The following is a 24659-nucleotide window of genomic DNA, read 5'->3' as shown; positions in this document are numbered from 1 at the left end:
CGCAATTGCATTATTAACCAGAGGCTTTACATCGTTTATGTCCGGCTGGCCACGAATTTACTACAAATTACTTAATTTACCATTAAGCGTCCTGGTAAAAAGTAAGTCTATCCCAGCAGAACCTGCGCTGGAATTAGGGCTCGATACGTCGCGCCCTATTATGTACGTTTTGCCTTATAACTCGAAGGCAGACCTGCTGACGCTTCGCGCTCAATGTCTGGCGCACGATTTACCTGACCCGCTTGAACCGCTGGAAGTCGACGGTACGCTGCTGCCGCGCTACGTGTTCATCCATGGCGGGCCGCGCGTGTTCACCTATTACACGCCGAAAGAAGAGTCCATTAAGCTGTTCCATGATTACCTCGATCTGCACCGCAGCAACCCCGATCTGGACGTGCAGATGGTGCCGGTGTCGGTGATGTTTGGCCGTCGTCCGGGGCGCGAAAAAGGGGAAGAGAACCCGCCGCTGCGTATGCTCAACGGCATTCAGAAGTTCTTCGCCGTCTCCTGGCTAGGACGCGACAGCTTTGTCCGCTTCTCACCTTCCGTTTCACTGCGCCGCATGGCGGATGAACACGGCACTGACAAAATCATTGCGCAAAAGCTGGCGCGCGTTGCGCGTATGCACTTTGCACGTCAGCGTCTGGCGGCCGTTGGACCACGTCTCCCGGCACGTCAGGATCTGTTCAACAAGCTGCTGGCTTCCAAAGCGATTGCCCGTGCCGTAGAAGACGAAGCGCGCAGCAAGAAAATTTCGCACGAGAAAGCTCAGCAGAACGCGATAGCGCTGATGGAAGAGATCGCCGCGAATTTCTCCTACGAGATGATTCGCCTCTCTGACCGTATCCTTGGCTTCACGTGGAACCGCCTCTATCAGGGGATTAACGTCCACAACGCCGAGCGCGTACGTCAGTTAGCGCACGACGGCCACGAGATTGTCTATGTGCCCTGCCACCGCAGCCACATGGACTACCTGTTGCTCTCTTACGTGCTCTATCACCAGGGTCTGGTGCCGCCGCATATTGCTGCCGGTATCAACCTGAACTTCTGGCCAGCAGGCCCGATTTTCCGCCGTCTGGGTGCGTTCTTTATTCGTCGTACCTTCAAGGGTAACAAGCTTTACTCCACCGTCTTCAGGGAGTATCTGGGCGAGCTGTTCAGCCGCGGTTATTCCGTGGAGTACTTTGTTGAAGGCGGTCGCTCGCGTACCGGTCGTCTGCTCGATCCGAAGACCGGCACGCTGTCGATGACCATTCAGGCCATGCTGCGTGGCGGTACGCGTCCTATCACGCTGGTGCCTATTTACATCGGTTATGAACACGTGATGGAAGTGGGCACCTACGCGAAAGAGCTGCGCGGAGCGACCAAAGAGAAAGAGAGTCTGCCGCAGATGCTGCGTGGGCTGAGTAAACTGCGCAACCTCGGCCAGGGCTACGTGAACTTTGGTGAGCCCCTGCCGTTGATGACATATCTGAACCATCATGTTCCGGAGTGGCGCGAGTCTATCGATCCTATCGAAGCGGTACGTCCGGCCTGGCTGACGCCAACGGTCAACGGCATTGCATCCGAGCTGATGGTACGCATCAACAATGCTGGTGCGGCAAACGCCATGAACCTGTGTTGTACTGCGCTTCTGGCCTCCCGCCAGCGTTCACTGACCCGTGAGCAGCTGACCGAGCAGATTGATTGCTACCTGGATATCATGCGCAACGTGCCGTATTCCGTTGATTCGACCGTGCCGTCTGCCACCGCCAGCGAGCTGATCGATCACGCGTTGCAGATGAACAAGTTCGAAGTCGAGAAAGATACGATTGGTGACATCATCATTCTGCCGCGCGAGCAGGCCGTGCTGATGACCTACTACCGCAATAACATCACGCACATGCTGATGCTGCCGTCGCTGATGGCGGCCATTATTACCCAGCACCGCCGGATTTCGCGTCAGGAGCTGCTGCGCCATATTCAGGCCATCTACCCAATGCTGAAAGCGGAGCTGTTCCTGCGCTGGAGTAAGGATGAACTGGCGGCAGAGCTCGATAAAATGACGGCAGAGATGCATCGTCAGGGGCTGATTACCATCAGTGATGATGAACTGCATATCAATCCGTCACGTTCCCGTACCTTGCAGCTTCTGGCTTCCGGTGCGCGTGAGACGTTGCAGCGCTACGCCATTACCTTCTGGTTGCTGAGTGCAAATCCGTCCATCAACCGCGGTACGCTGGAAAAAGAGAGCCGGACGCTGGCCCAGCGCCTTTCCGTTCTGCATGGCATTAACGCCCCGGAATTCTTCGACAAAGCGGTATTCAGCTCCCTGGTGCTGACGCTGCGCGACGAAGGGTACATTAGCGATACGGGCGATGCCGAGCCGGAAGAGACGATGAAGGTTTACCAGATGCTGGCAGAGCTGATTACCGCGGATGTGCGTTTGACGATTGAGAGTTCGACGCAGGGCGAATGATGCTAAAGCCGGGTGGCGCTAACGCTTACCCGGCCTATATGTTCCGCTAAATCGTAGGCCGGGTAAGGCGAAGCCGCCACCCGGCTTTTTTATCACCAGTAACTCATCGCCAGGCCCAGAAACAGCACCAGCCCGACGTAGTTATTATTCAGAAACGCTTTAAAGCAGGCTTCACGCTCGCGCTTCGCGATCAGCTTCTGCTGATACGCAAACAGCAGCCCCGCCACCAGTACGGACCAGTAAAACTCCCAGTTCAGCCCGTTCAGGCGACCAATCGCCACCATCAGCGCCAGCACCGCCACCTGCAATATGCCGATGATAAGTTTGTCGTGACGACCAAACAGGATCGCCGTCGATTTGATGCCAATCTTGAGATCGTCATCGCGATCGACCATCGCGTATTGGGTATCGTACGCAACGGCCCAGAGAATATTCGCCAGGAACATCAGCCAGCAGCTGAGCGGAACGGACTCGCTGACCGCGGCAAACGCCATGGGAATCGACCAGCCAAATGCCGCACCCAATACCACCTGCGGCAGATGGGTGTATCGCTTCATGAACGGGTAAACCCAGGCCAGCGCCAGAGCAGCAACGGACAGCAGAATGGTCATGGTGTTAAGGGTTAACACCAGCATAAAAGAGAGAAGCACCAGCACCACAAACAGAATGCGCGCCTCTTTCCCGGTCACCTGACCGCTCGGCAGAGGACGATTCGCGGTGCGCTTAACATGTCCATCAAATTTCCGGTCAGCATAGTCGTTAACCACACAGCCCGCAGCGCGCATCAGCCAGACGCCCGCCACAAACACCGCCAGGATCCACAGCGGCGGCACGCCCGGCGTGGCAACCCACAGCGCCCATAAGGTCGGCCACAGCAGCAGCAGCGCGCCAATGGGTTTATCAGTACGCATCAGGCGGTGATAGGCCAGCAGCTTATTCTGCGTCAGACTCCACTCCATTTTTTCTCCCTCTTAGTACAACGGCGATGCAGGCAAAAAGAGTTCCGTCAGTATTAACGGCTTGCCACTCAAACGAAGGCGGGAACGGCGCCCCCACAAATCGGCATCGCAACCAATTTCAATAAAATCACGGGTCAGTTCAGACGAGGTGAACAGATAGCGCCCCAGGGGCGTTTTGCCGAGGCGTTGCAATGCCAGCTCCGGCCCGGAAAGTGTAGACTCAGGAACCACCGTCCGCCCGGCAAGCCACGGCTCGCCATCGGCACACAGTAAAATTTCACGCAGCCAGTAGCGTTCTTCCTGCGGCAGCAGCGGCAGCTCGCTGGCAATCTCCGCAGGCGAGACAAACCCTTCCTGAATCATCGTCACCGTGACCGTTTTACCCTGTTGCTCAAAACGTTTTGTCATGGAATCTTCCAGCAGCAGCCAGTCCAGTTGCTCCGGGTCAAGCGCGGGTATTTGGTCGAAATAGCGTAGCGCACGCAGCTGCGTTAGCGCGGGGTGTGACATGCCAGACTCTCCGATACATAACGTAAAGGCATTGTATCGCAGATTGGCAAAATGAGGACGGACAAACCAAATTTAGCGATCACTATCGCAACAATGGTGCAACTTAGCCAAAAAAAGTGCGCCCGTGAAGGCGCACTAAACGACTAACAAAATCAGCACTGTGGGGAGACGGTTACCCCTTGCCTTTTACACTGCTGATAAAGGTGGAACGGGCAGTGGTTGAACCTAAACGCTCAGCTTCATCAAGCAGTTTCAGCGCTTTATCGACATCGCCGTTTTTAACCGCCTGCTTGATGGCGTTGTTAAAGTAAGTTTCAGTATCGTTAAGCACGGGCTCGGCTTTTTTCGCCGGGGCCGGGGCTGCGGCCGGTGCTGCGGCTGGCGCGGCGTACACAGGCGCGGCAGTATTACCCACCGTTACCGGACCCGGGCCAGATGAGCCAAACAGCGGGCCTACGAGTACGCTGGAGGCGCTGTTGGTGGAGACTTTCAGCTTGATCAGACCATCGGTGGTATGACGGGCAAGCGGGTCCGGAATATCCGGGACAGAGTTCCCCGTGCCTTTCGCATAGGCTTTTGCCGGGTCAACAAGCTTCGTTGTCTGTTGCAGATCTTTTTCAGTCGTGAACACCAGGACATAAATCTTCTGCTGACCCAGGGCTGGCGTCAGGCGCATAACGCCTTCCAGCCGATCGGCACTCATGACGCCAGGCTCCTGATAGCTGAAATAGTCACTTGGGAAGAACGCGGATGGCGTCATGTTCTGATCGAGGATCAGCACGTTAGGCGCGAAGACGCTGGTCTGTTTATTGACTTCACTGGTCAACGTCAGGGTCAGCTCGCCGATATTCGCCGGCACGCTGAAAGCCGCGACCGGACCGCTGATACCCGGCACGTTCAGTGACTGGCCCCCCGCTGAAAGCTGGGTAGTTTGTGTTTTCGATTGATCAACTGGCGTCCACACCAGTTGCTGTAGTGCCGCAGCCGGAATAGCTGGCGCAGCGCTGGTATTTTGAGGAACAAAATTCACATCTGCAAAGGTGACCGCAGGCGCACAGGCCAACAGCCCCGCAGAGAGGCACAGCGCGACGAGACTTTTCTTCATTTTCATTGTTATTACCTCTGATAGCGTGAGCACTGCGGTGGCCAGGCAATAGCGCGCAGCACCCTAAGGAGAGAGGGGCTTGCGCCCCTCTTTTCAGGTCATTACGTCAGGCTTGACGAATTACCACCAGATTTCCATCTGGGCGCCGAAGGTCCACTCATCGTTGTCGCCACGGCTGAAGGTTTTCGCGGAGGTGTCGCTATACGCTACGCCAGAGGTGTAACCTGCACCTGAGTCGTTGTTTGCATAGCCCCATTTCTCATCCCACTTCGCGTAGGTTGCGAAGACACGGATAGCCGGACGGGACCAGATGCTGTCGCCTGCCTGCCATTGCTGTGCCAGGGTGATTTTGTACTGGCTGTTTTTGTCGTCAGTTTTCTGAGATTTGACGTTGTCGTAGCCCACTTCCAGCAAGGTGCTCATGATCGGCGTCCATTTGAACATTGGACGAACACCCACGGTCCACCACTCGGTACCGTTGTTGTTGTCACGATCGATGTTCTGGTACATACCGACGTACATCAGGTCCCAACGGTCTGCCAGGGTGATTGCACCGTGGTCCAGCACGCGCCACATAGAGCCGTCGTTATCGATGCTGCCGCCCTGTGGAATACCTTTACCGTTAGAGGTCATGGAATCCGTACCGTATTGCAGTACGAACTTGTTGAAGCCTTTCATCATGCTCTGGGTGTGTTCAGCGGTGAACAGCCAGCCATCTTTAGAGGCGCCAGGTTGCAGGTAGTAGTCGTCAGGAATGTTGGTATGACCGTAGTCAACGCCCAGCTCCAGCGTACCGCCCGGGTTGGTTTCCAGACCGGCTAAGCGAACGTCGAAGACATCGTTTGGTACAATATTGTCATAAACACGGTCGCCGTCCGCATCACGATCGGCGAAGGTTGCAGAACCGCCGGACTCAGAAGAACGGGTCGCTGCCAGAGAGAGTTTACCAAAGCCCAGATCGATGTTTTCAATACCGGCACCAGGACCAGAGATATCCCAGTAGTAGAAGTCGATCATGTGTACGTCATGACGCTGATAGAAGCGCTTACCGGCCCAGATGGTAGAGCCTGGCAGCCATTCAATCAGGTTTTTACCCTGCACGTTAGCTTCACGGAAGGCCGGGCTGGTGGATTCCCAGTCATTCTGTTGAGAAACGGAGTACGCTACGTTGGTGTCGAAATAGAAGCTCTTGTCGCCTTCTTTCCACACTTCCTGGCCCAGTTTCAGTTCGGCGTAGGTTTCACATTCGTTACCGAGACGGTATTTACTTTGTGCGCCTGTTGCCTGGAAACATTGTTGTTCACCGCCACTTCCGGTCCAGCCAATGCCGGAACGAGCATAACCTTTAAAGTCTACGGCGCCCGCCTGGGCAGACAGGATGCCTGCCGCAATGGCGACAGCCAGAGGGACTTTGCGCAGAGTAATCATTATTCTATCTCCTGAGATCATTGCTTTTCTTTGTAATTGGAATGCTTAAACGCCTGGCTCTTTGTGCAACCGACGACATGCAGTGCCATCCTCACGGAACAGATGGCAACGCTCTGGCGGCAAACCGATAGCGAATGTGGCACCCTCTTCTACCAACACCACGTCATTCTGGCGGTAGACCAGGTTCTGACGGATGGCGGGGATCTGGATATGAATCTGTGTTTCGTGACCAAGCTGTTCGACGACCTGAACTTCACCTTCCAGCGTCACATCAGCGATGTGGCTCGGCAGTAAATGCTCAGGGCGGATACCGAGGGACATATTGGCCCCCACCTGTACGTTGGCGCTGTCGACCGGCAGCCAGACTTGCTGACGGTTTGGCAGCTCCACCTGTACCTGTTCGATTGCCGTCGCGGTCACTTTTACGGGCAGGAAGTTCATCTTTGGCGAGCCAATGAAGCCCGCAACAAAGCGGTCTGCCGGGTAGTGATACAGCTCCAGCGGTTTGCCCACCTGCGCCACGCGACCGGCGTCCAGCACCACGATTTTGTCGGCCAGCGTCATCGCTTCGACCTGATCGTGGGTGACGTAAATCATCGTGCGTCCAAGGCGTTTGTGCAGACGGGAGATTTCGATACGCATCTGGACGCGCAGGGCGGCATCCAGGTTAGAAAGCGGTTCATCGAGCAGGAACACGCGCGGCTCGGCCACCAGCGTACGGCCAATGGCCACACGCTGACGCTGACCACCGGAGAGCGCCTTCGGTTTACGCTCCAGCAGATGTGCCAGCTGGAGCACTTCCGCCACCTGGGTGACGCGCTGGTTAATGGTCTCTTTTTTCGCGCCGGCCAGCTTCAGGCCAAAGGACATGTTCTCGGCAACGGAAAGATGCGGATAAAGGGCATAAGACTGGAACACCATGCCCACGCCGCGTTCAGCTGGCGGGATGTCGTTCATTCGGGTATCACCAATAAATAAATCGCCACTGGTGATGGTTTCAAGACCGGCAATCATACGCAGCAGAGTCGATTTACCACAGCCTGATGGACCCACGAACACCACAAACTCACCTTCGTGGATGTCCAGATTGATGTCTTTTGACACCACAACGTCGCCCCAGGCTTTCGTTACATTACGCAGCTGTACGCTCGCCATGCCCTTCTCCCTTCGTTACAACCTGTCACCGACAGAAACATTCAAGATAAGTTCACTATGCGTGTTCCATTACTTTCGTGAATCCTCCACCCCCCGGCTTTTTTATGGGGGAGGAGGCGGGAGGATGAGAGAGCAGGCTCTGCGACCGCAGCGGAGGGGCTGAGGCGAAAATCGTGAAGCGGCCTGCAAAATTCAGTGGGTTTTTATGTGCGCCAGCACTCATAACTTAAATTTATGTTACAGGGATCACACAAACAGGGGGTGGGGCGTAGGGACTGGGAGGATGGAAAGAGGATGTCAAATAAGGAGACTGAGTCACGTTGAACCACCTTATGTATCCACGAGCACATCACCAATAAAGGATGGCAGATATGAAGATCAAGACTGGCGCACGCGTTTTCGCATTGTCCGCCCTCGCAGCAATGATGATTTCCGCACCGGCTCTCGCCAAAATTGAAGAAGGTAAGCTGGTTATCTGGATTAACGGCGACAAGGGCTATAACGGTCTGGCCGAAGTGGGCAAAAAATTCGAGAAAGACACCGGTATCAAAGTCACCGTAGAACACCCGGACAAACTGGAAGAGAAGTTCCCGCAGGTTGCGGCAACTGGCGATGGTCCGGACATTATCTTCTGGGCGCATGACCGTTTCGGGGGCTACGCGCAGTCTGGCCTGCTGGCAGAAGTTACGCCAGACAAAGCCTTCCAGGACAAACTGTTCCCGTTCACCTGGGACGCCGTTCGCTATAACGGCAAGCTGATCGCTTACCCAATCGCGGTTGAAGCGCTGTCTCTGATTTACAACAAAGACCTGGTGCCAAACCCGCCGAAGACCTGGGAAGAGATCCCTGCTCTGGATAAAGAGCTGAAGGCGAAAGGTAAATCCGCCCTGATGTTCAACCTGCAAGAGCCGTACTTCACCTGGCCGCTGATTGCTGCCGACGGCGGTTACGCGTTCAAGTTTGAAAACGGCAAATATGACGTGAAAGACGTGGGCGTGGACAACGCAGGCGCGAAAGCGGGTCTGACCTTCCTGGTTGACCTCATCAAGAACAAACACATGAATGCGGATACCGACTACTCCATCGCGGAAGCGGCGTTCAACAAAGGCGAAACCGCGATGACCATCAATGGTCCGTGGGCCTGGACCAACATCGACAAGAGCAAAATCAACTACGGCGTGACCCTGCTGCCAACCTTCAACGGCAAGCCGTCTAAACCGTTCGTGGGCGTGCTAAGCGCAGGCATCAACGCCGCCAGCCCGAACAAAGAGCTGGCGAAAGAGTTCCTCGAAAACTACCTGCTGACCGATCAGGGTCTGGATGAAGTGAACAAGGACAAGCCGCTGGGCGCCGTTGCGCTGAAATCCTTCCAGGATCAGCTGGCGAAAGATCCGCGTATTGCGGCCACCATGGATAACGCCCAGAAAGGCGAAATCATGCCGAACATCCCACAGATGGCTGCGTTCTGGTACGCCACCCGTACCGCGGTCATCAACGCTGCAAGCGGTCGCCAGACTGTCGATGCCGCACTGAAAGATGCTCAGGGCCGTATTACTAAGTAAGTCTGAAAAACGGCGGGTGGCGCGTGCGCTTACCCGCCCTACGACTACGGCACGATCCGTAGGTCAGGTAAGCGCAGCGCCACCTGACGATAAGTTTCCACCGTTGTAGAGGAAGAACCCCATGGATGTCATTAAAAAGAAACACTGGTGGCAAAGCGACGCACTGAAGTGGTCAGTGATAGGTCTGCTGTGTCTGCTGGTGGGTTACCTTGTTGTTTTAATGTACGTGCAAGGGGAATACCTGTTTGCCATCATGACGCTGATTTTAAGCTCGGTTGGCCTGTATATTTTCGCCAACCGTAAAGCGTACGCCTGGCGCTATGTCTACCCGGGCGTTGCCGGGATGGGGCTGTTTGTCCTCTTTCCGCTGATCTGCACCATCGCGATTGCCTTTACCAACTACAGCAGCACCAACCAGCTCGCGCAGGAGCGTGCCACCCAGGTGCTTCTGGATCGTTCTTACCAGGCGGGTAAAACCTTTAACTTCGGCCTGTATCCCACGGGTGACGAGTGGAAGTTAGCGCTCACTGACGGTGAGAGCGGCAAAACCTATCTTTCCGACGCGTTCAAATTTGGCGGCGAGCAGAAGCTGGCCTTAAAAGAGGCTGCGGCCCTGCCGGAAGGTGAACGTGCGAACCTGCGTATCATTACCCAGAATCGTCAGGCGCTGACCCAGCTCACCGCCGTGCTGCCAGACGAAAGCAAAGTGACCATGAGCTCGCTGCGCCAGTTCTCCGGCACGCAGCCGCTTTATACTCTGGCGGATGACGGCACGCTGACCAACAACCAGAGCGGCGTGAAGTACCGTCCGAACAACGATATCGGTTTCTATCAGTCGGTGAATGCCGACGGCAGCTGGGGCGACGACAAACTCAGCCCGGGCTATACCGTCACCATCGGCTGGGACAACTTCACCCGCGTATTTACCGACGAAGGCATCCAGAAACCGTTCTTCGCCATCTTCGTCTGGACGGTGGTCTTCTCGGTGCTAACCGTGATCCTGACCGTGGCCGTAGGCATGGTGCTGGCCTGCCTCGTGCAGTGGGAGTCCCTGAAAGGCAAAGCGATTTACCGCGTGCTGCTGATTCTGCCCTACGCCGTGCCGTCGTTTATCTCGATTCTGATTTTCAAAGGGCTGTTTAACCAGAGCTTCGGTGAAATCAACATGATGCTGAGCGCGCTGTTCGGTATCAAACCGGCCTGGTTCAGCGACCCAACCACCGCTCGCTCGATGATTATCATCGTGAACACCTGGCTCGGTTATCCATACATGATGATCCTGTGCATGGGGCTGCTGAAGGCTATCCCGGACGACCTTTACGAAGCCTCGGCGATGGACGGCGCGGGTCCGTTCCAGAACTTCTTCAAAATTACCCTGCCGCTGCTCATTAAGCCGCTTACGCCGCTGATGATCGCCAGCTTCGCCTTTAACTTTAACAACTTCGTGCTGATTCAGCTGTTGACCAACGGTGGCCCGGACCGTCTCGGCACCACCACGCCGGCAGGCTATACCGACCTGCTCGTGAGCTACACCTACCGCATCGCCTTCGAGGGCGGCGGCGGTCAGGACTTCGGCCTGGCGGCGGCGATTGCCACCCTGATCTTCCTGCTGGTGGGCGCCCTGGCGATTGTGAACCTGAAAGCCACACGTATGAAATTTGACTAAGGAGGGCACTGATCATGGCAATGGTACAACCCAAATCTCAGAAACTGCGCCTCCTCGCGACGCACTTAGGCCTGCTGATTTTCATCGCAGCGATCATGTTCCCGCTGCTGATGGTTATCGCCATCTCCCTGCGCTCGGGGAACTTCGCCACCGGGAGCCTGATCCCGGACGAAATCTCCTGGGAGCACTGGAAGCTCGCGCTGGGCTTCAGCGTGGAACATGCGGATGGCCGCGTCACGCCGCCGCCGTTCCCGGTGCTGCTGTGGCTATGGAACTCGGTGAAGGTGGCGACCATCACTGCGATCGGCATCGTGACGCTCTCCACCACCTGCGCTTACGCCTTCGCCCGTATGCGTTTCCCGGGCAAAGCGACGCTGCTGAAAGGGATGCTGATTTTCCAGATGTTCCCGGCCGTGCTGTCGCTGGTGGCGTTGTATGCCCTGTTTGACCGTCTTGGGCAGTATGTGCCGTTCATCGGCCTGAACACTCACGGCGGCGTGATCTTCGCCTATCTTGGCGGCATCGCCCTTCATGTGTGGACCATCAAAGGCTATTTCGAAACCATCGACGGCTCGCTGGAAGAAGCGGCGGCGCTGGATGGGGCGACACCGTGGCAGGCGTTCCGTCTGGTGCTGCTGCCGCTGTCGGTGCCGATTCTGGCGGTGGTGTTTATCCTGTCGTTTATCGCCGCCATCACCGAAGTCCCGGTCGCCTCACTGCTACTGCGCGATGTGAACAGCTACACCCTTGCCGTCGGTATGCAGCAGTACCTCAACCCGCAAAACTACCTGTGGGGCGACTTTGCCGCGGCGGCCGTCCTCTCTGCCATCCCGATTACCGTGGTGTTCCTGCTGGCCCAGCGCTGGCTGGTCAACGGCCTGACGGCGGGCGGTGTGAAAGGTTAAGTTTCATTTGTTATGCCACTGCAACCCTCAACTTTAGACGTATTGTATTGAACCAACTTGTGACTGTTATTCGGCGGCCTCCGGGCCGCCATTTTTTTTATTCGCGTTTCAGCCGCTTCGAGTTGCACAGCCAGAGGGTGATCACCAGCAGCAGGATCGCCGCCGAGTAGATCAGCACGTCGAGCGGGGATTTATGATCGACGATGATCAGCCGCACAATGGCGGTGATGCCAATGTACACAAAATAGCGCAGCGGGAAGTGAAAGCCGGACTGAAAGTACTTCACAATCAGGGCGATAAATTCAAAGTAGAGAAAGTAGACCACCAGGCCTTCCACCAGCGCGTATTTGCTGGTTTGCTCAGGGGCGAACAGCACATCCGCCAGATGCACCGTCTCTTTACCCAGAAAAACGACCAGGATCAGGCCAAGGCTCAGCAGACCGAGGTTCAGCACGGTCTGGAGTATCGTTGAGATAAACTCAACGCGCGGACGAGTCAGGGATGTCATACAGCACCTCATTCTCCAGGGCGAGGTTCCTGTATAACGCAAAAATGTGACGGGGATCTATATTTTTTGTTTATGTTTTGTCCAGATGAACATTCTTGCCGGGCGGCACTGCGTTTGCCCGGCCTACAAAAACACTCTCGTAGACCCGGTAAGCGCAGCGCCACCGGGCAAATAAGCATCAGCGGAAGTTAATGTTCTTATCGCTGGTCATATCATACAGCTGGAATTTACGTCCAAGCTGCTGACCGCCGTCGCGCGTCAGCGGCGTCCAGCCCACTGCCGCACGGCTGCGGGTTGGGCCTGATGAGAACAGATCCAGCGGAATCGACACGTACACCCCTTTGGTGAAGTCCCCTTCCCCGTACTCGTCTGGCGAAACGTTGGTGATGGTGGCATAGCCGCCCACCACCACGCCGCTGTCGAAGTGTTTGGAGATATCCAGCGTGCCGCCCTTATCACCCGCCAGATACTGGCCGACGCTGGCTTTCACCAGCACGTCCTGCGCGAACGACGGCGTCCAGTAGGCGGTCAGGTGGCCGGTTTTGACGCTGTAGTCGGTGAACTTCATCATGTCCTGCGCGCTGCGCCAGTCACGCTGTTTCACGTAGTTAGCATCAATCCCAAACGCCCAGTTGCTGTCGACAGGACGATAAAGCACTTCTGCCCCGGCGCCGCCGAACATGGTTTCCAGATAGCCACCGTAAACCTGGCCGTAGAAGCCGTTGCCGAAGTACTGGAAGTAGTTGGCCTGGAGGTTATTCACGTAGATATCGTTCTGCACATATTCGCGAACGCGGGTACGCACGCGCGGCAGTTTTGAATCGTTCGGCGGGTTGGTGTAGTTAAATTTGTCGTAGTTGTTAGCAATGTTGCCGAACAGACTACCGGTGGTCAACAGGTGGTCGGTCACCCACAGATCCGCCGTCGCCATCGCCCCCAGCTGATACATGTAGAAGTTTTCCGGCCCACCCACGGACTGGTTCAGCACCGGATCGATATGGAAATCGAAGCGGGATTTATCGATATACCAGCCCTGCTCGGTGCTCTCTGGCACCACCGGCTCAACGCGTTTTTGTACCAGCTCGGTTTCATGTCCCAGCGGTTCGCCTTCAAGATGACGCTTAAGGCTGGCAACATCGGTTTCGGTTGTGACCTGCGGCAGGTTGAGGCGGTTCTCCGTCACGCGGATCGTGCGGATCCCCTCCGGCAGATCGTTCATGACGATCCGGTTGGCGCGCTCGATCCCTTCGCGGGAGTCTCGGTATTTTACCTGCTCGCCGGTGACGTACAGCGTATCGCCTTTGGTCTGGATCTTTGGATCCGCCAGGCCCGCGTTATATTTCAGCAGCGTCAGCTGATTCGCTACCACGGAGTGCTGAATGATCGCATCCTGCGGCTCCGGCTGATATTTTGGCCGCGGGTTGTCATTGTAGTGCGGCCGCATGTCGTTAAAGTTAGTGCGCAGGGTAAAGCCAAACATTAGGGTATTACCGCGCTCATAGCTGAGGTTAACGTCGGCCCAGTCGGTGACGCGGTAAATGGCGCCGACGTTAAACTTGCTCTTTTGCTCAATTTTCCCGGCGAAGTCCTGCGAGTAGTCGTTTCCTTCGTACTCCAGCTTCAGACGTAACGGCTGCCACGGTGTTTGATACTCCACGCCGCCAAACAGCGAGGCCGGGCCGTGGAACATCTGGTCCCCGTTGATGGAGCCCGCTTTCTGGTAGCTGTTATCGCGGTAGCAGTATTTATCGCTGTAGGTACAGAACGGATTTTTGACGTTGCCGCTGGTGCCGAGATAGCCCCATCCCAGACCGAGTGAGAAATCAAACGGTCCCCAGGCTTTGCTGGCCACGATGTATTCCGCGTCAAACAGGCCGGTCCCGCCGATATCCTTCGCACCAACGGAGACCTGCGGCATCCAGTAGCTCTCTTCCCACAGGCGCAGCTTCACGTCGAAAGCTTTGTCTTTATAAGTCTGGTCGCCGGAGAAGGCATCCACGCTGCTGTACTGTTTTGTACGCACGTCGGTGTAGCGCAGCGTGGTCTCCAGCCAGGGGAACAGCTGCACGGACGCAGAGTAGTAACGGTACTGATCGTTATCGCGATAGTTAAGGCTGATTTCCCCCTCGCGGGCCATACGCGCGGTTGGGGTTTGCAGTAAGCCCACGCCGCCAAAATCGGACTGCGACGGGCCGATGGGTGCCGGATACGTTTCTGCATGACAGGCGGAACTCACGCACAGTGCAAGCATGCTGTAGAGATAGGTTTTTTTCATTATTCCGGTATCCGCTGTATCAGGGAGCGAAGGATATCGGCATTAAGCCCGTCATACGCTTTCGTCCAGAAATGGTCGGCAAAACCGACAAAAATGATGCTGCCTGGCATAGGTTCGATATGGCGTTTATTCCAGTAAGCCACTGGCGCTTTCTGCGTATGCCCGTCCGGATAGACCACCCAGGCATAGCTGTTATCCGCTCCGCTGAGCAGACTTTGCTCGTCGAGATAGCTCGCCACGTCCCGGCCCGGCGTAAACGGCTTTTTGCCAGGGCTGCTGAGAAGCCCCATCATGGTGACGGTGGAAGGCTGAGCCGGAAGCCACAGGGTATAGTCCCCTTCCAGCGACGGATTGCCGTTTTCCGCAACGCGCACCTCATCCGGATCCAGATTCACCTTCTGGCGCCCCGTCACCTTAACCGCCTGAAGCTGCTGACGCAGGCTAGTAATGGCAGCGGCATCGTCGGTATCTTCCTGTTGTGCCAGCCCGCTTAGTCGGGCGAGCAGCGCCTGATGTTTTTGTTCCGCTACGATCGTCGCCTGACGCTCGCTGATCACCGCCCCGGTCCACCAGCTTTTCGCCAGCCTCGGCTGCCCCACCAGATCGAGCAGATGCCCGGCATTGGTTAAGGTTTTAGGTTTTTCGCTGTCCGGGGTGTAGACCTGTACCGTTCCCGCAGACCACGCCAGCGGCGAGGTCAGGCTGGCGAGAAGCGCAATGTGGATGAACATTTTCATGATTTCGCCGCCTTGATCAGGGTGGCCTTCACCGGGAAGAAACCGGCACCGAGATACTGTAAGGACTGGCGGATTTGCCCCTCTTCGTCCACCCAGAAGCGGTTATGCCAGGTGGCCTGATCGGTTGTCACTTCTTCATCCAGCACGCGCACCTGCGTTTCGTCGCTGCCCACTTTGACACTGTCCGTACCGTCCCAGCGGAAGGTGGAGCGGGCCGTGGCGTAGCGCACCTGTTTATGCTCGGTCCAGCCCATCGTGCGCGTCCAGCTTGCGCCATCGACGATCTGATTCGGCTTGATGAGCGGATCTTCAGCCAGGTTGTTCACCTCAAGCAGGTTGTCGCCGCCGAGCAACGTTTTCACGATGCGGGAATGCTGCGTCACGATGGTGGCCTGATCCTGCGTCACCCATTTCTGCTGCCCGTTTTCATCGAAAGCGAGCACCACAAACAGTTGCGGACCATCGTTTAGCTGCATGTACTGGCTGGCATACGGCATGTTCTGAAGTTCGTCATCGGTCAGATGCACGCCCGGCGTGCCGAACATGCTGTCCCACAGTGAGTGGCCCAGCCCTTTGGTGGTAGCTGAGCACGCCTGCAACAGCAGGCAAATCAGGATGATTGCAGGTCGCTTCACGACTCTTCTCCGAAGGGGCGAAATAACCACACCGAAGTGTGGTTATGATTAAAACACCCGTTATTACTGGGTGCTGGTCGTCGTAGTGGTCGTGGTTCCGGTATTGGAGCCATCACCGCCACCGGTTGCCGCCAGCGCGACACCCACGGCTGAACTTACGGCGCTGGTGCTGGCTGCGGTAGAACTCCCCGCAGACGCAGACGTCGCTGCCGACCCTGCTGCTTCCCCGACCTGGACCGGAGCTGCATAGACAGACGTCGCCGCAAGCGCAGATATGGCAAAAATGCCATACAGTACTTTCTTCATAACAATTTCCCTTCAATGAATGAATGGAGATTTGCCCGAAAAGAAATTCAGGCGGATTCGAGTATACACAACTAAAGCAGTGGGTTTACCGTGGGGGTAAATAGGGATGAGGTTTTCAGACTAATGGTTAAAAATGGAAGGAAAAAAGAATCAAGGAAATATATAATCACTATAAATCAACAATTTATAATATAAGAACATTAAAATATCACTCCGTATTTTCTTAAAATAAACCTCAGCAATTAACGGGGTTACCGTCTTTTTCGGATTAAACTCAGATTCAGAATTTGAGATAACTAACAGACATCAGGAATTATCCGATAAAAAAATGCCGGCATATCGCCGGCATTGTTCATGACATATTTATTACGCACGCCAGGCTTTATAACGGTTAATCAGACCATTGGTGGAGCTGTCGTGGCTGTCGATCGCTTTATCGTCACCCAGCTCTGGCAGAATGCGGTTTGCCAGCTGTTTGCCCAGCTCAACGCCCCACTGGTCAAAGGTGAAGATGTTCAGAATAGCGCCCTGAGTGAAGATTTTGTGCTCGTAGAGGGCAATCAGCGCACCCAGGCTGAACGGCGTGATTTCGCGCAGCAGAATGGAGTTAGTTGGACGGTTGCCTTCGAACACTTTAAACGGCACAACGTGCTCCAGCGTAGCCGGATCTTTACCCTGGTCACGGTATTCCTGCTCAACCACCTCGCGGGATTTACCGAACGCCAGCGCTTCGGTCTGGGCGAAGAAGTTAGACAGCAGCTTCGGATGGTGGTCGGACAGCGGGTTGTGCGTGATCGCCGGGGCGATGAAATCGCACGGTACCATTTTGGTGCCCTGGTGGATCAGCTGGTAGAACGCGTGCTGACCGTTGGTGCCCGGCTCGCCCCAGATGATTGGGCCAGTCTGGTAATCCACCGCGTTGCCGTTACGGTCAACGTACTTGCCGTTGGATTCCATGTTGCCCTGCTGGAAGTAGGCCGCAAAGCGGTGCATGTACTGGTCGTACGGCAGAATCGCTTCGGTTTCAGCGCCGAAGAAGTTGTTGTACCAGATCCCGATCAGCGCCAGCAGTACCGGCAGGTTTTTCTCAGGCGCGGTGGTGGAGAAGTGTTTGTCCATCGCGTGCGCGCCGGAGAGCAGTTCAACGAAGTTGTCGAAGCCCACGGACAGGATGATGGACAGACCGATCGCAGACCACAGTGAGTAGCGGCCGCCCACCCAGTCCCAGAACTCAAACATGTTCGCGGTATCAATACCGAACTCACCCACCGCTTTACCGTTGGTGGACAGCGCCGCAAAGTGTTTCGCCACGTGCTTTTCGTCGCCCGCGGTTTTCAGGAACCAGTCGCGCGCGCTGTGGGCGTTGGTCATGGTTTCCTGAGTGGTGAAGGTTTTAGAGGCCACCAGGAACAGCGTGGTTTCCGGGTTCACCTTTTTCAGCACTTCAGCGATGTGAGTCCCATCGACGTTGGACACGAAGTGCATGTTGAGGTGGTTTTTGTACGGGCGCAGCGCCTCGGTCACCATGAACGGGCCGAGGTCAGAGCCGCCGATACCGATGTTTACGACGTCGGTGATCGCTTTGCCGGTGTAGCCTTTCCAGCTACCTGAGATGATCGCTTCAGAGAAGGTTTTCATCTTTTCCAGCACCGCGTTCACTTCCGGCATCACATCTTTGCCGTCTACGATAATTGGCGTATTGCTACGGTTACGCAGGGCCACGTGCAGGACGGCACGGTCTTCGGTGCGGTTGATTTTCTCACCGGAGAACATGGATTTGATGGCATATGCCAGCTCAGTCTCTTTCGCCAGATCTTGCAGCTTCGCCAGCGTCTCTTCGGTGATACGGTTCTTGGAGAAATCCACCAGCATCAGGTCATCGAAGGTGGCGGAAAACTTGCTGAAACGATCGGCATCTTTCGCGAACAGATCCGCGATAGTGACGTCTTTCATTTCATCAAAATGTTTCTGTAGTGCCTGCCATGCAGCGGTCTGCGTTGGGTTGATGTTTTTCATAGCAATACTCTTCTGATTTGAGAATTGTGACTGCGGTCGATTGTAGCGCCTGCAAATAAAAATTGTGATGGTTTTTATGCCATTGCCCTGGTCTGCATCAAACGCAGGTGAAAAGACCCGAAAAGTATAGCTGCTGTCGCGCCCTTCCGGCGTGGCGAAATGTTGGTCAAAAAGGGGGAAAAAGGAGCATAAAATATGGGCTTGTTATAAGTCCTGTTTCTGAGGGGTACCCCCCCATGAAAAATCCGCATAATCCCAGCATTGACAGGACCTCCCCCGCATTTTATTTATAGGGCCGTATTTTGCGCCTGCACCTGTTCTCGCTTCATTCTTGTGCCAAGGTCGCTCTATTCATTCCCTGACACGAGGTTGTTATGACGAGTTTTGTGGTCGCCAAGTTTGGCGGCACCAGTGTGGCAGACTACGATGCCATGAACCGCAGCGCCGATGTGGTGCTGGCCGATCCGAATACCCGCCTGGTGGTGCTTTCCGCCTCAGCCGGCGTGACGAACCTGCTGGTTTCCCTGTCTGAAGGACTGGAAGCGACCGAGCGTTTCGTGAAGCTGGATGCACTGCGCAAAATTCAGTTCGACATTCTCGAGCGTCTGCAAAACCCGAACGTCATTCGTGAGGAAGTGGAACGCCTGCTGGAAAATATCACCACCCTGGCAGAAGCCGCGTCGCTGGCCACCTCCAGCGCACTGACCGATGAACTGGTCAGCCACGGCGAACTGATGTCCACCCTGCTGTTCGTTGAGATCATGCGCGAGCGCAATATTCAGGCGCAGTGGTTCGACGTGCGTAAAGTGATGCGCACCAGCGACCGCTTTGGCCGCGCCGAGCCGGACGTGGAAGCCCTGGCTGAGCTGACTAACCAGCAGCTTGCCCCGCGCCTGGATGAAGGCATAGTGATCACCCAGGGCTTTATCGGCAGCGAAGCCAAAGGGCGCACAACCACGCTGGGCCGTGGCGGTAGCGACTACACCGCCGCCCTGCTGGGTGAAGCCCTGCACGCCACCCGTGTGGATATCTGGACGGACGTGCCGGGTATCTACACCACCGACCCGCGCGTGGTCTCTGCGGCAAAACGTATTGACGTGATCGCCTTTGAAGAAGCGGCTGAAATGGCGACTTTCGGCGCGAAAGTGCTGCACCCGGCCACCCTGCTGCCCGCCGTGCGCAGCGACATTCCGGTCTTCGTTGGCTCCAGTAAAGATCCAAAGGCGGGCGGGACGCTGGTCTGCAAGAAAACCGAGAACCCACCGCTGTTCCGCGCGCTGGCCCTGCGTCGTAAGCAGACGCTGGTTACCCTGCACAGCCATAATATGCTGCACTCCCGTGGATTTCTGGCGGAAGTGTTTGGCATCCTGGCGCGCCACAATATCTCCGTGGACCTGATCACCACGTCAGAAGTCAGCATCGCGCTGACGCTCGACACCACCGGCTCCACCTCTACCGGCGACACCCTGCTGACGCAGTCGCTGCTGATTGAGCTTTCCGAGTTGTGCCGCGTGGAGGTGGAAGAAGATCTGGCGCTGGTGGCCATCATCGGTAATAAGCTGTCGCGCGCGTGCGGCGTGGGCAAAGAGGTGTTCGGCGTGCTCGACCCGTTCAATATCCGCATGATTTGCTACGGCGCGTCCAGCTACAACCTCTGCTTCCTGGTCCCTGCCGATCAGGCCGAGCAGGTCGTGCAGAAACTTCATCAGAATTTGTTTGAATAAAATTCGTTAGCACGATAAACAATATCAATAAGCCGGGCACAGACCCGGCTTTTTTATAACAAAACAACACGACAATACTGCAAGGAATTCACTATGCTCTCCGCTATCACCCGGCTGTTCCCGTTATGGGCGCTGCTGCTCTCTGTACTCGCGTATTACACTCCTGCCACGTTCACGGGCATTGGTCCGTGGGTCACCACGCTGCTGATGCTGATTATGTTCGGCATGGGCGTGCATCTGAAAATTGACGATTTCAAACGCGTGCTGTCTCGCCCGGCACCGGTTGCCGCAGGGATTTTCCTGCACTACCTGGTGATGCCGCTCGCGGCCTGGCTGCTGGCGATGGCCTTTAAGATGCCGCCCGACCTTTCCGCCGGGATGGTGCTGGTGGGAAGCGTAGCCAGCGGTACGGCATCTAACGTCATGATCTATCTGGCGAAAGGCGACGTGGCGCTCTCCGTCACCATCTCGTCCGTTTCCACGCTGGTGGGCGTGATTGCCACGCCGCTGTTAACCCGCCTGTATGTGGACGCGCATATCCAGGTGGACGTGATGGGCATGCTGCTCAGCATCCTGCAAATCGTGGTGATCCCGATTGCGCTGGGGCTGGTGATCCACCATCTCTTCCCGCGGGTAGTGAAAGCGGTTGAGCCGTATCTGCCCGCGTTTTCGATGGTCTGCATACTGGCCATTATCAGCGCCGTGGTAGCCGGTTCCGCATCGCACATTGCTTCGGTGGGCTTTGTGGTGATCGTCGCGGTTGTGCTGCATAACACTATTGGTCTGCTGGGCGGTTACTGGGGCGGAAAGCTGTTTGGCTTTGACGAATCCACCTGCCGCACGCTGGCGATCGAAGTGGGGATGCAGAACTCCGGCCTGGCGGCGGCGCTGGGTAAAATTTACTTCTCACCGCTGGCAGCGCTGCCGGGGGCGCTGTTCTCTGTCTGGCACAACCTGTCCGGTTCGCTGTTAGCAGGATACTGGTCCGGTAAGCCGATTGATGACCAACCGAAAAAAGATGCGGTGAAACAGGGTTAATTGACCCGGCTTGCTTTACACTGAAGCCTCCCCATCAGGAGGCTTCAGCAATGGCTACACCACGTTTGACCCAGAAAGACATGACCGAAGCCGAGCAGCGCGAACTGAAAACGCTTCTCGACCGCGCCCGCATCGCGCATGGCCGCACGCTGACGAACGCCGAAACCAATCAGGTTAAAAAAGAGTACATCGATAAACTGATGGCGCAACGTGATGCCGCGGCGAAAAAAGCCCGCAAGCTGAAAAAAGAGCAGGCGTATAAACCCGATGCAGAGGCGACTTTTTCCTGGTCCGCCAGCACATCAACCCGTGGAAGGCGCTAATCAGCGCCCTTTCTTTTTGCGCCCCGGCTGGGTAAAGCGTTTTCCGTTGCCCGGCTTGCCCCGCCCTTTCTCTTCCGCCTGCGGTGCCTTCACCACCGGACGCTTAATCGCCTGCGTTTTCGGTTTGACTTTAGCTTTCGGCTTCGCTTCGGACGAGGAGTTCTCGATAAGTTTGAACAGCTCGATCAGCTCGTCATCCGTTAAGTCACGCCACTCGCCCAGCGGGATCCCGGACAGGCTGACGTTCATGATGCGCGTGCGTTCCAGCTTCGTCACTTCATAACCGAAGTACTCGCACATGCGGCGGATCTGGCGATTCAGGCCCTGCACCAGCGTGATACGAAATGCAAACGGCGCCTCTTTTCTGACTTTACACTTCTTCGTCACGGTGCCCAGAATCGGCACGCCTGCGCCCATTCCCCGGATGAACTCGTCCGTGACCGGCTTGTTCACCGTAACAATGTACTCTTTCTCGTGGTCGTTACCGGCACGCAGAATTTTGTTCACCAGATCACCGTGGTTGGTAAGGAAAATCAGCCCCTGAGAGTCCTTATCCAGGCGACCAATCGGGAAGATACGGCTGCTGTGGTTCACGAAATCAACAATGTTGTCCCGCTCGCCATCTTCCGTAGTGCTGACAATCCCAACCGGCTTGTTCAACGCGATAAACACCAGGTCTTCGGCATCACGCGGTTCGATGACCTGACCATTCACTTTCACCACATCGCCAGGCACCACCTGGTCACCGATGGTGGCGCGCTTGCCGTTAAGAAACACGTTACCTTGTTCAATGTAACGGTCAGCCTCGCGACGTGAGCAGATCCCGCTCTCGCTAATGTATTTGTTTAATCGGGTTGATTGAGTTGGCAGCATAGTTTCTCCTGTGAAGGGCGAAATATACCTTACCTTGCGCCTGACAAAAAAGTCCTAGTAACCGCTGATCAGAAAATCGAGTGCATCCCGCAATGAAGCACTGCTGTTAGTAAGATCGGCAACGCGTTCACCTAACTCTTTTGAAGAGATGCCTGACAGCATATGCATCATGACAACGCAGGACTTACCCGCGATTTCAACGACAGGGCACACTTTCGCAGGCGGACGAATGCCGCCCAACTGGCTTAATTCAACGGCGGGAGCAACCAGTACATGTTTCATCACATTAGCAACAGGGTGCTGCATATTAATAAGCCATGGATATGCTTTTTTCCCATTACCTTCATTCGCATAAGCAAAATATTGCTCCATCAGAATGACCTCTGAAAGTCACTAAAGGAGCCGTTTTCATCAACCCACTGGTTAATGGCCTCTATAGACGCTTTATTTTCTGCTAACCACTCTGCGCGCTGATGCGCACGAAACTGCTCCTGTAGAGCGGCCGTGAGTACAGCAGAGAGATTGAGCTTAAGACGTCGCGCTTCTTCAAGAATTTCTGGTGCTAACGAAACATTGACTGATTTTTTAATGCCATTAGTAGTGCGCATGATAACCCCCATTGGAATGCGCATGAATTGGCGAAGTGTAGCGTAATAAACGAGCATTTTCTATTCCCTTAAAAATGTAAGGCCTTAAGAATGAATTGCTCTTTAGAAGGTGTCACGCCTCACAAAAGGGTTTTGCGAGGCGCTTTCAGAGATTAATACTCATCCCGCTCATCGTCTTCATCCGGCTGCTCCATCACGCTATAGGCCACCGCACAGAACAACGAGTTGAGACGCTTCATATCCCCCAGCAGCCCCAGGTGGAGTGAGCTGGTCTCGATACTCTGCACGTTCTGCTGGTGCAGACGCTCAACGTGGGCGTGTGAGTAGCGGCGATTAAGGATGCGGAAACGATGCTTATTGCGGCGCAGGCGGCGCGCGCTCGGCACGTCGCTGGAGAAGAAGACCGACATCGCCAGCTTCAGGTTGCTGACCAGCTGTTCGTGCAGCGCTTCCAGTTCTTTCAGCCCTTCAACAGAAAACGCCCGACGTGCGGCCAGGGATTTGTCCGCGATTTCACTGCCCATACGCTCGACAATATCCGAAGCCTGCTCCAGGTTAAGCGACATCTCGATGATTTCCGCCCAGCGGCGGGACTCCTCTTCCGCCAGCTCGTCCTGGGGGATCCGCGCCAGATAGAGCTTGATGGCGGTATAGAGCACGTTGATATCGTCCGCCAGCCTGCGCAGCTCTTTTTCTTCGCGCGGCTCGCCGTGCATCACCTTTTGCAGCCCTTCCAGCATGGTTTCCATCGCGTCGCCCATGCGCAGCGTTTCGCGGGCGGCATTGGCGATTGCCAGCGCAGGAGTATCCAGCACCGAGGTGTCCAGATGCTTCGGTTTAAGGCGCGCGTCCAGCTCCGGTTCATCACGAATAAGCCGCTCGCAGAAGCGGGCCATCGGCGCGGCAAACGGCACCATCGCCAGACAGCGCACCAGGTTGTAGAAGACGTGGAAGTAGATCACCAGCTCCGCTTTCGGCAGAGAGAGATTATCCATCAGGTTCGCCAGCGGGTGCACAAACGGCAGAATGATCAGGCTACCCACCAGCTTAAACAGTAAACTCCCCAGCGCCACCCGGCGGGCGGCAGCGTTGGCGGCGCTGTTGTTGAGCATCGCCAGCAGGCCAGAGCCGAGGTTGGCACCGATCACCAGGCACAGCGCCACCGGGAAGGAAATTACCCCTGCGGCGGTTAAGGTCGCCGTCAGCAGGACCGCTGCCAGGCTGGAGTAGCTGACGATGGCAAATACCGCGCCGATCAGCGCATCCAGCATAATGTCGCCGGTTAACGAGGCGAAGATAACCTGCACACCGTTGGCCTGGGTGATCGGCGTGACAGCCTGCACAATCAGCTCCAGTGCCAGCAGGATCAGCCCGAGGCCAATACCGACGCGGCCAAGCTGCCCGGCACGGCTTTGCTTACGGCCGAGGAAGAAAATGACGCCGATAAAAATCAGCAGTGGCGACAGCCAGGAGAGATCGAACGTCAGGATACGCGCCATCAGCGCGGTACCGACGTCGGCGCCAAGGACAATCACCAGCGCCGGGGCGAGCGCCACCAGATCCTGCGCCACGAACGAGGTGACGAGCATGGTGGTGGCGTTGCTGCTTTGCACCAGCGCCGTGACGCCAATACCCGCGCAGAAGGCGAGTGGCTTCTTCTCAACGCTGCCGCTGAGAACGGTACGTAAACGTGCGCCAAACACGCGCATCACGCCGGTACGAACGATATGGGTGCCCCATACCAGCAGTGCGACTGCGGAGAGCAGGTGTAACAACGTCAACACGGTAGGTATTCCTCCTTATCGTTATTCGTTTTCCTGAGGTTCAGTATAAGGGTTTAAACGTAAGAAAGAGACAAGGCACCATAG

General features: G+C 55.9%; 22 protein-coding genes. 7 read left to right on the top strand and 15 right to left on the bottom strand.

The window, feature by feature from the left end:
• Positions 1–37: 37 nt before the first annotated feature.
• Positions 38–2458, top strand: a complete 2421-nt coding sequence (plsB, locus tag L379_RS21135) for a glycerol-3-phosphate 1-O-acyltransferase PlsB (protein ID WP_003860322.1) — start codon at positions 38–40, stop codon at positions 2456–2458.
• 92 nt (positions 2459–2550) lie between these two features.
• Here plsB and ubiA read toward each other — a convergent pair whose 3' ends face one another.
• From ubiA to malK, 5 genes are all read right to left on the bottom strand, one after another.
• Positions 2551–3417 carry a 4-hydroxybenzoate octaprenyltransferase gene (gene ubiA / locus L379_RS21140; RefSeq protein ID WP_015570176.1) on the bottom strand — a complete coding sequence of 289 codons (867 nt, stop codon included), beginning with the start codon at positions 3415–3417 and terminating at the stop codon, positions 2551–2553.
• Between the two features lie 12 nt (positions 3418–3429).
• A complete protein-coding gene (gene ubiC / locus L379_RS21145; protein ID WP_015570175.1) occupies positions 3430–3927 on the bottom strand; it encodes a chorismate lyase in 498 nt (165 codons plus the stop codon).
• A gap of 172 nt (positions 3928–4099) precedes the next feature.
• Positions 4100–5038, bottom strand: a complete 939-nt coding sequence (gene malM, locus L379_RS21150; protein ID WP_015570172.1) for a maltose operon protein MalM — start codon at positions 5036–5038, stop codon at positions 4100–4102.
• Positions 5039–5152: 114 nt separating this feature from the next.
• A complete protein-coding gene (locus tag L379_RS21155; protein ID WP_032655505.1) occupies positions 5153–6463 on the bottom strand; it encodes a maltoporin in 1311 nt (436 codons plus the stop codon).
• 42 nt (positions 6464–6505) lie between these two features.
• A complete protein-coding gene (malK, locus tag L379_RS21160) occupies positions 6506–7615 on the bottom strand; it encodes a maltose/maltodextrin ABC transporter ATP-binding protein MalK (RefSeq protein ID WP_003860329.1) in 1110 nt (369 codons plus the stop codon).
• Positions 7616–7986: 371 nt separating this feature from the next.
• Here malK and malE point away from each other — a divergent pair, with 371 nt between their 5' ends.
• The 3 genes from malE to malG all read left to right on the top strand — a co-directional run bounded on the left by malE (position 7987) and on the right by malG (position 11748).
• Positions 7987–9177, top strand: coding sequence for a maltose/maltodextrin ABC transporter substrate-binding protein MalE (malE, locus tag L379_RS21165; protein WP_017382618.1), 1191 nt, complete (start codon positions 7987–7989; stop codon positions 9175–9177).
• 121 nt (positions 9178–9298) lie between these two features.
• A complete protein-coding gene (gene malF, locus L379_RS21170; protein ID WP_017694723.1) occupies positions 9299–10843 on the top strand; it encodes a maltose ABC transporter permease MalF in 1545 nt (514 codons plus the stop codon).
• Between the two features lie 14 nt (positions 10844–10857).
• On the top strand, positions 10858–11748 hold the full coding sequence (malG, locus tag L379_RS21175) for a maltose ABC transporter permease MalG (RefSeq protein WP_003860332.1): 891 nt from the start codon (positions 10858–10860) through the stop codon (positions 11746–11748).
• A 97-nt stretch (positions 11749–11845) separates the two neighbouring features.
• On the opposite strand, the gene psiE is transcribed toward malG, so the two are convergent.
• The 6 genes from psiE to pgi all read right to left on the bottom strand — a co-directional run bounded on the left by psiE (position 11846) and on the right by pgi (position 18225).
• Entirely contained in the window at positions 11846–12256 is a 411-nt protein-coding gene (gene psiE, locus L379_RS21180) for a phosphate-starvation-inducible protein PsiE (protein WP_000202963.1), read from the bottom strand.
• Between the two features lie 178 nt (positions 12257–12434).
• A complete protein-coding gene (locus tag L379_RS21185) occupies positions 12435–14531 on the bottom strand; it encodes a YjbH domain-containing protein (RefSeq protein WP_032652206.1) in 2097 nt (698 codons plus the stop codon).
• Entirely contained in the window at positions 14531–15268 is a 738-nt protein-coding gene (locus L379_RS21190) for a capsule biosynthesis GfcC family protein (RefSeq protein ID WP_032652204.1), read from the bottom strand. The genes L379_RS21185 and L379_RS21190 overlap by 1 nt, the downstream gene beginning before the upstream one ends.
• Complete coding sequence (locus tag L379_RS21195; protein ID WP_017382614.1) at positions 15265–15903, bottom strand: YjbF family lipoprotein; 639 nt, start codon at positions 15901–15903, stop codon at positions 15265–15267. Before L379_RS21195 ends, L379_RS21190 begins: the two co-directional genes overlap by 4 nt.
• A 63-nt stretch (positions 15904–15966) precedes the next feature.
• Positions 15967–16209, bottom strand: coding sequence for an exopolysaccharide production protein YjbE (gene yjbE, locus L379_RS21200; protein WP_003860341.1), 243 nt, complete (start codon positions 16207–16209; stop codon positions 15967–15969).
• 366 nt (positions 16210–16575) lie between these two features.
• Entirely contained in the window at positions 16576–18225 is a 1650-nt protein-coding gene (gene pgi, locus L379_RS21205; protein ID WP_032652202.1) for a glucose-6-phosphate isomerase, read from the bottom strand.
• Between the two features lie 374 nt (positions 18226–18599).
• Between pgi and lysC the strand changes: the two genes are divergently transcribed.
• From lysC to L379_RS21220, 3 genes are all read left to right on the top strand, one after another.
• A complete protein-coding gene (gene lysC / locus L379_RS21210; protein ID WP_006810501.1) occupies positions 18600–19949 on the top strand; it encodes a lysine-sensitive aspartokinase 3 in 1350 nt (449 codons plus the stop codon).
• Positions 19950–20042: 93 nt separating this feature from the next.
• The gene (gene panS, locus L379_RS21215; RefSeq protein ID WP_015570166.1) at positions 20043–20987 is read left to right on the top strand and encodes a ketopantoate/pantoate/pantothenate transporter PanS; all 945 of its coding nucleotides are present in this window, start codon (positions 20043–20045) and stop codon (positions 20985–20987) included.
• Between the two features lie 50 nt (positions 20988–21037).
• Entirely contained in the window at positions 21038–21310 is a 273-nt protein-coding gene (locus tag L379_RS21220) for a YjbD family protein (RefSeq protein WP_017382612.1), read from the top strand.
• On the opposite strand, the gene rluF is transcribed toward L379_RS21220, so the two are convergent.
• The 4 genes from rluF to L379_RS21240 form a co-directional block, all read right to left on the bottom strand.
• Entirely contained in the window at positions 21311–22183 is an 873-nt protein-coding gene (gene rluF / locus L379_RS21225) for a 23S rRNA pseudouridine(2604) synthase RluF (RefSeq protein ID WP_032652200.1), read from the bottom strand.
• A 54-nt stretch (positions 22184–22237) separates the two neighbouring features.
• The gene (locus L379_RS21230; RefSeq protein ID WP_017382610.1) at positions 22238–22555 is read right to left on the bottom strand and encodes a CcdB family protein; all 318 of its coding nucleotides are present in this window, start codon (positions 22553–22555) and stop codon (positions 22238–22240) included.
• Positions 22555–22848, bottom strand: a complete 294-nt coding sequence (locus L379_RS21235; protein WP_017382609.1) for a type II toxin-antitoxin system CcdA family antitoxin — start codon at positions 22846–22848, stop codon at positions 22555–22557. The genes L379_RS21230 and L379_RS21235 overlap by 1 nt, the downstream gene beginning before the upstream one ends.
• A 95-nt stretch (positions 22849–22943) precedes the next feature.
• The gene (locus L379_RS21240) at positions 22944–24575 is read right to left on the bottom strand and encodes a Na/Pi cotransporter family protein (protein ID WP_003860350.1); all 1632 of its coding nucleotides are present in this window, start codon (positions 24573–24575) and stop codon (positions 22944–22946) included.
• Between the last annotated feature and the right edge of the window lie 84 nt (positions 24576–24659).

Source organism: Enterobacter sp. MGH 33 (assembly GCF_000534535.1).
GTDB lineage: Bacteria > Pseudomonadota > Gammaproteobacteria > Enterobacterales > Enterobacteriaceae > Enterobacter > Enterobacter hormaechei_C.
The sequence above is the reverse complement of the archived record's forward strand: the minus strand, read 5'-3'. Positions and strand labels throughout refer to the sequence as shown.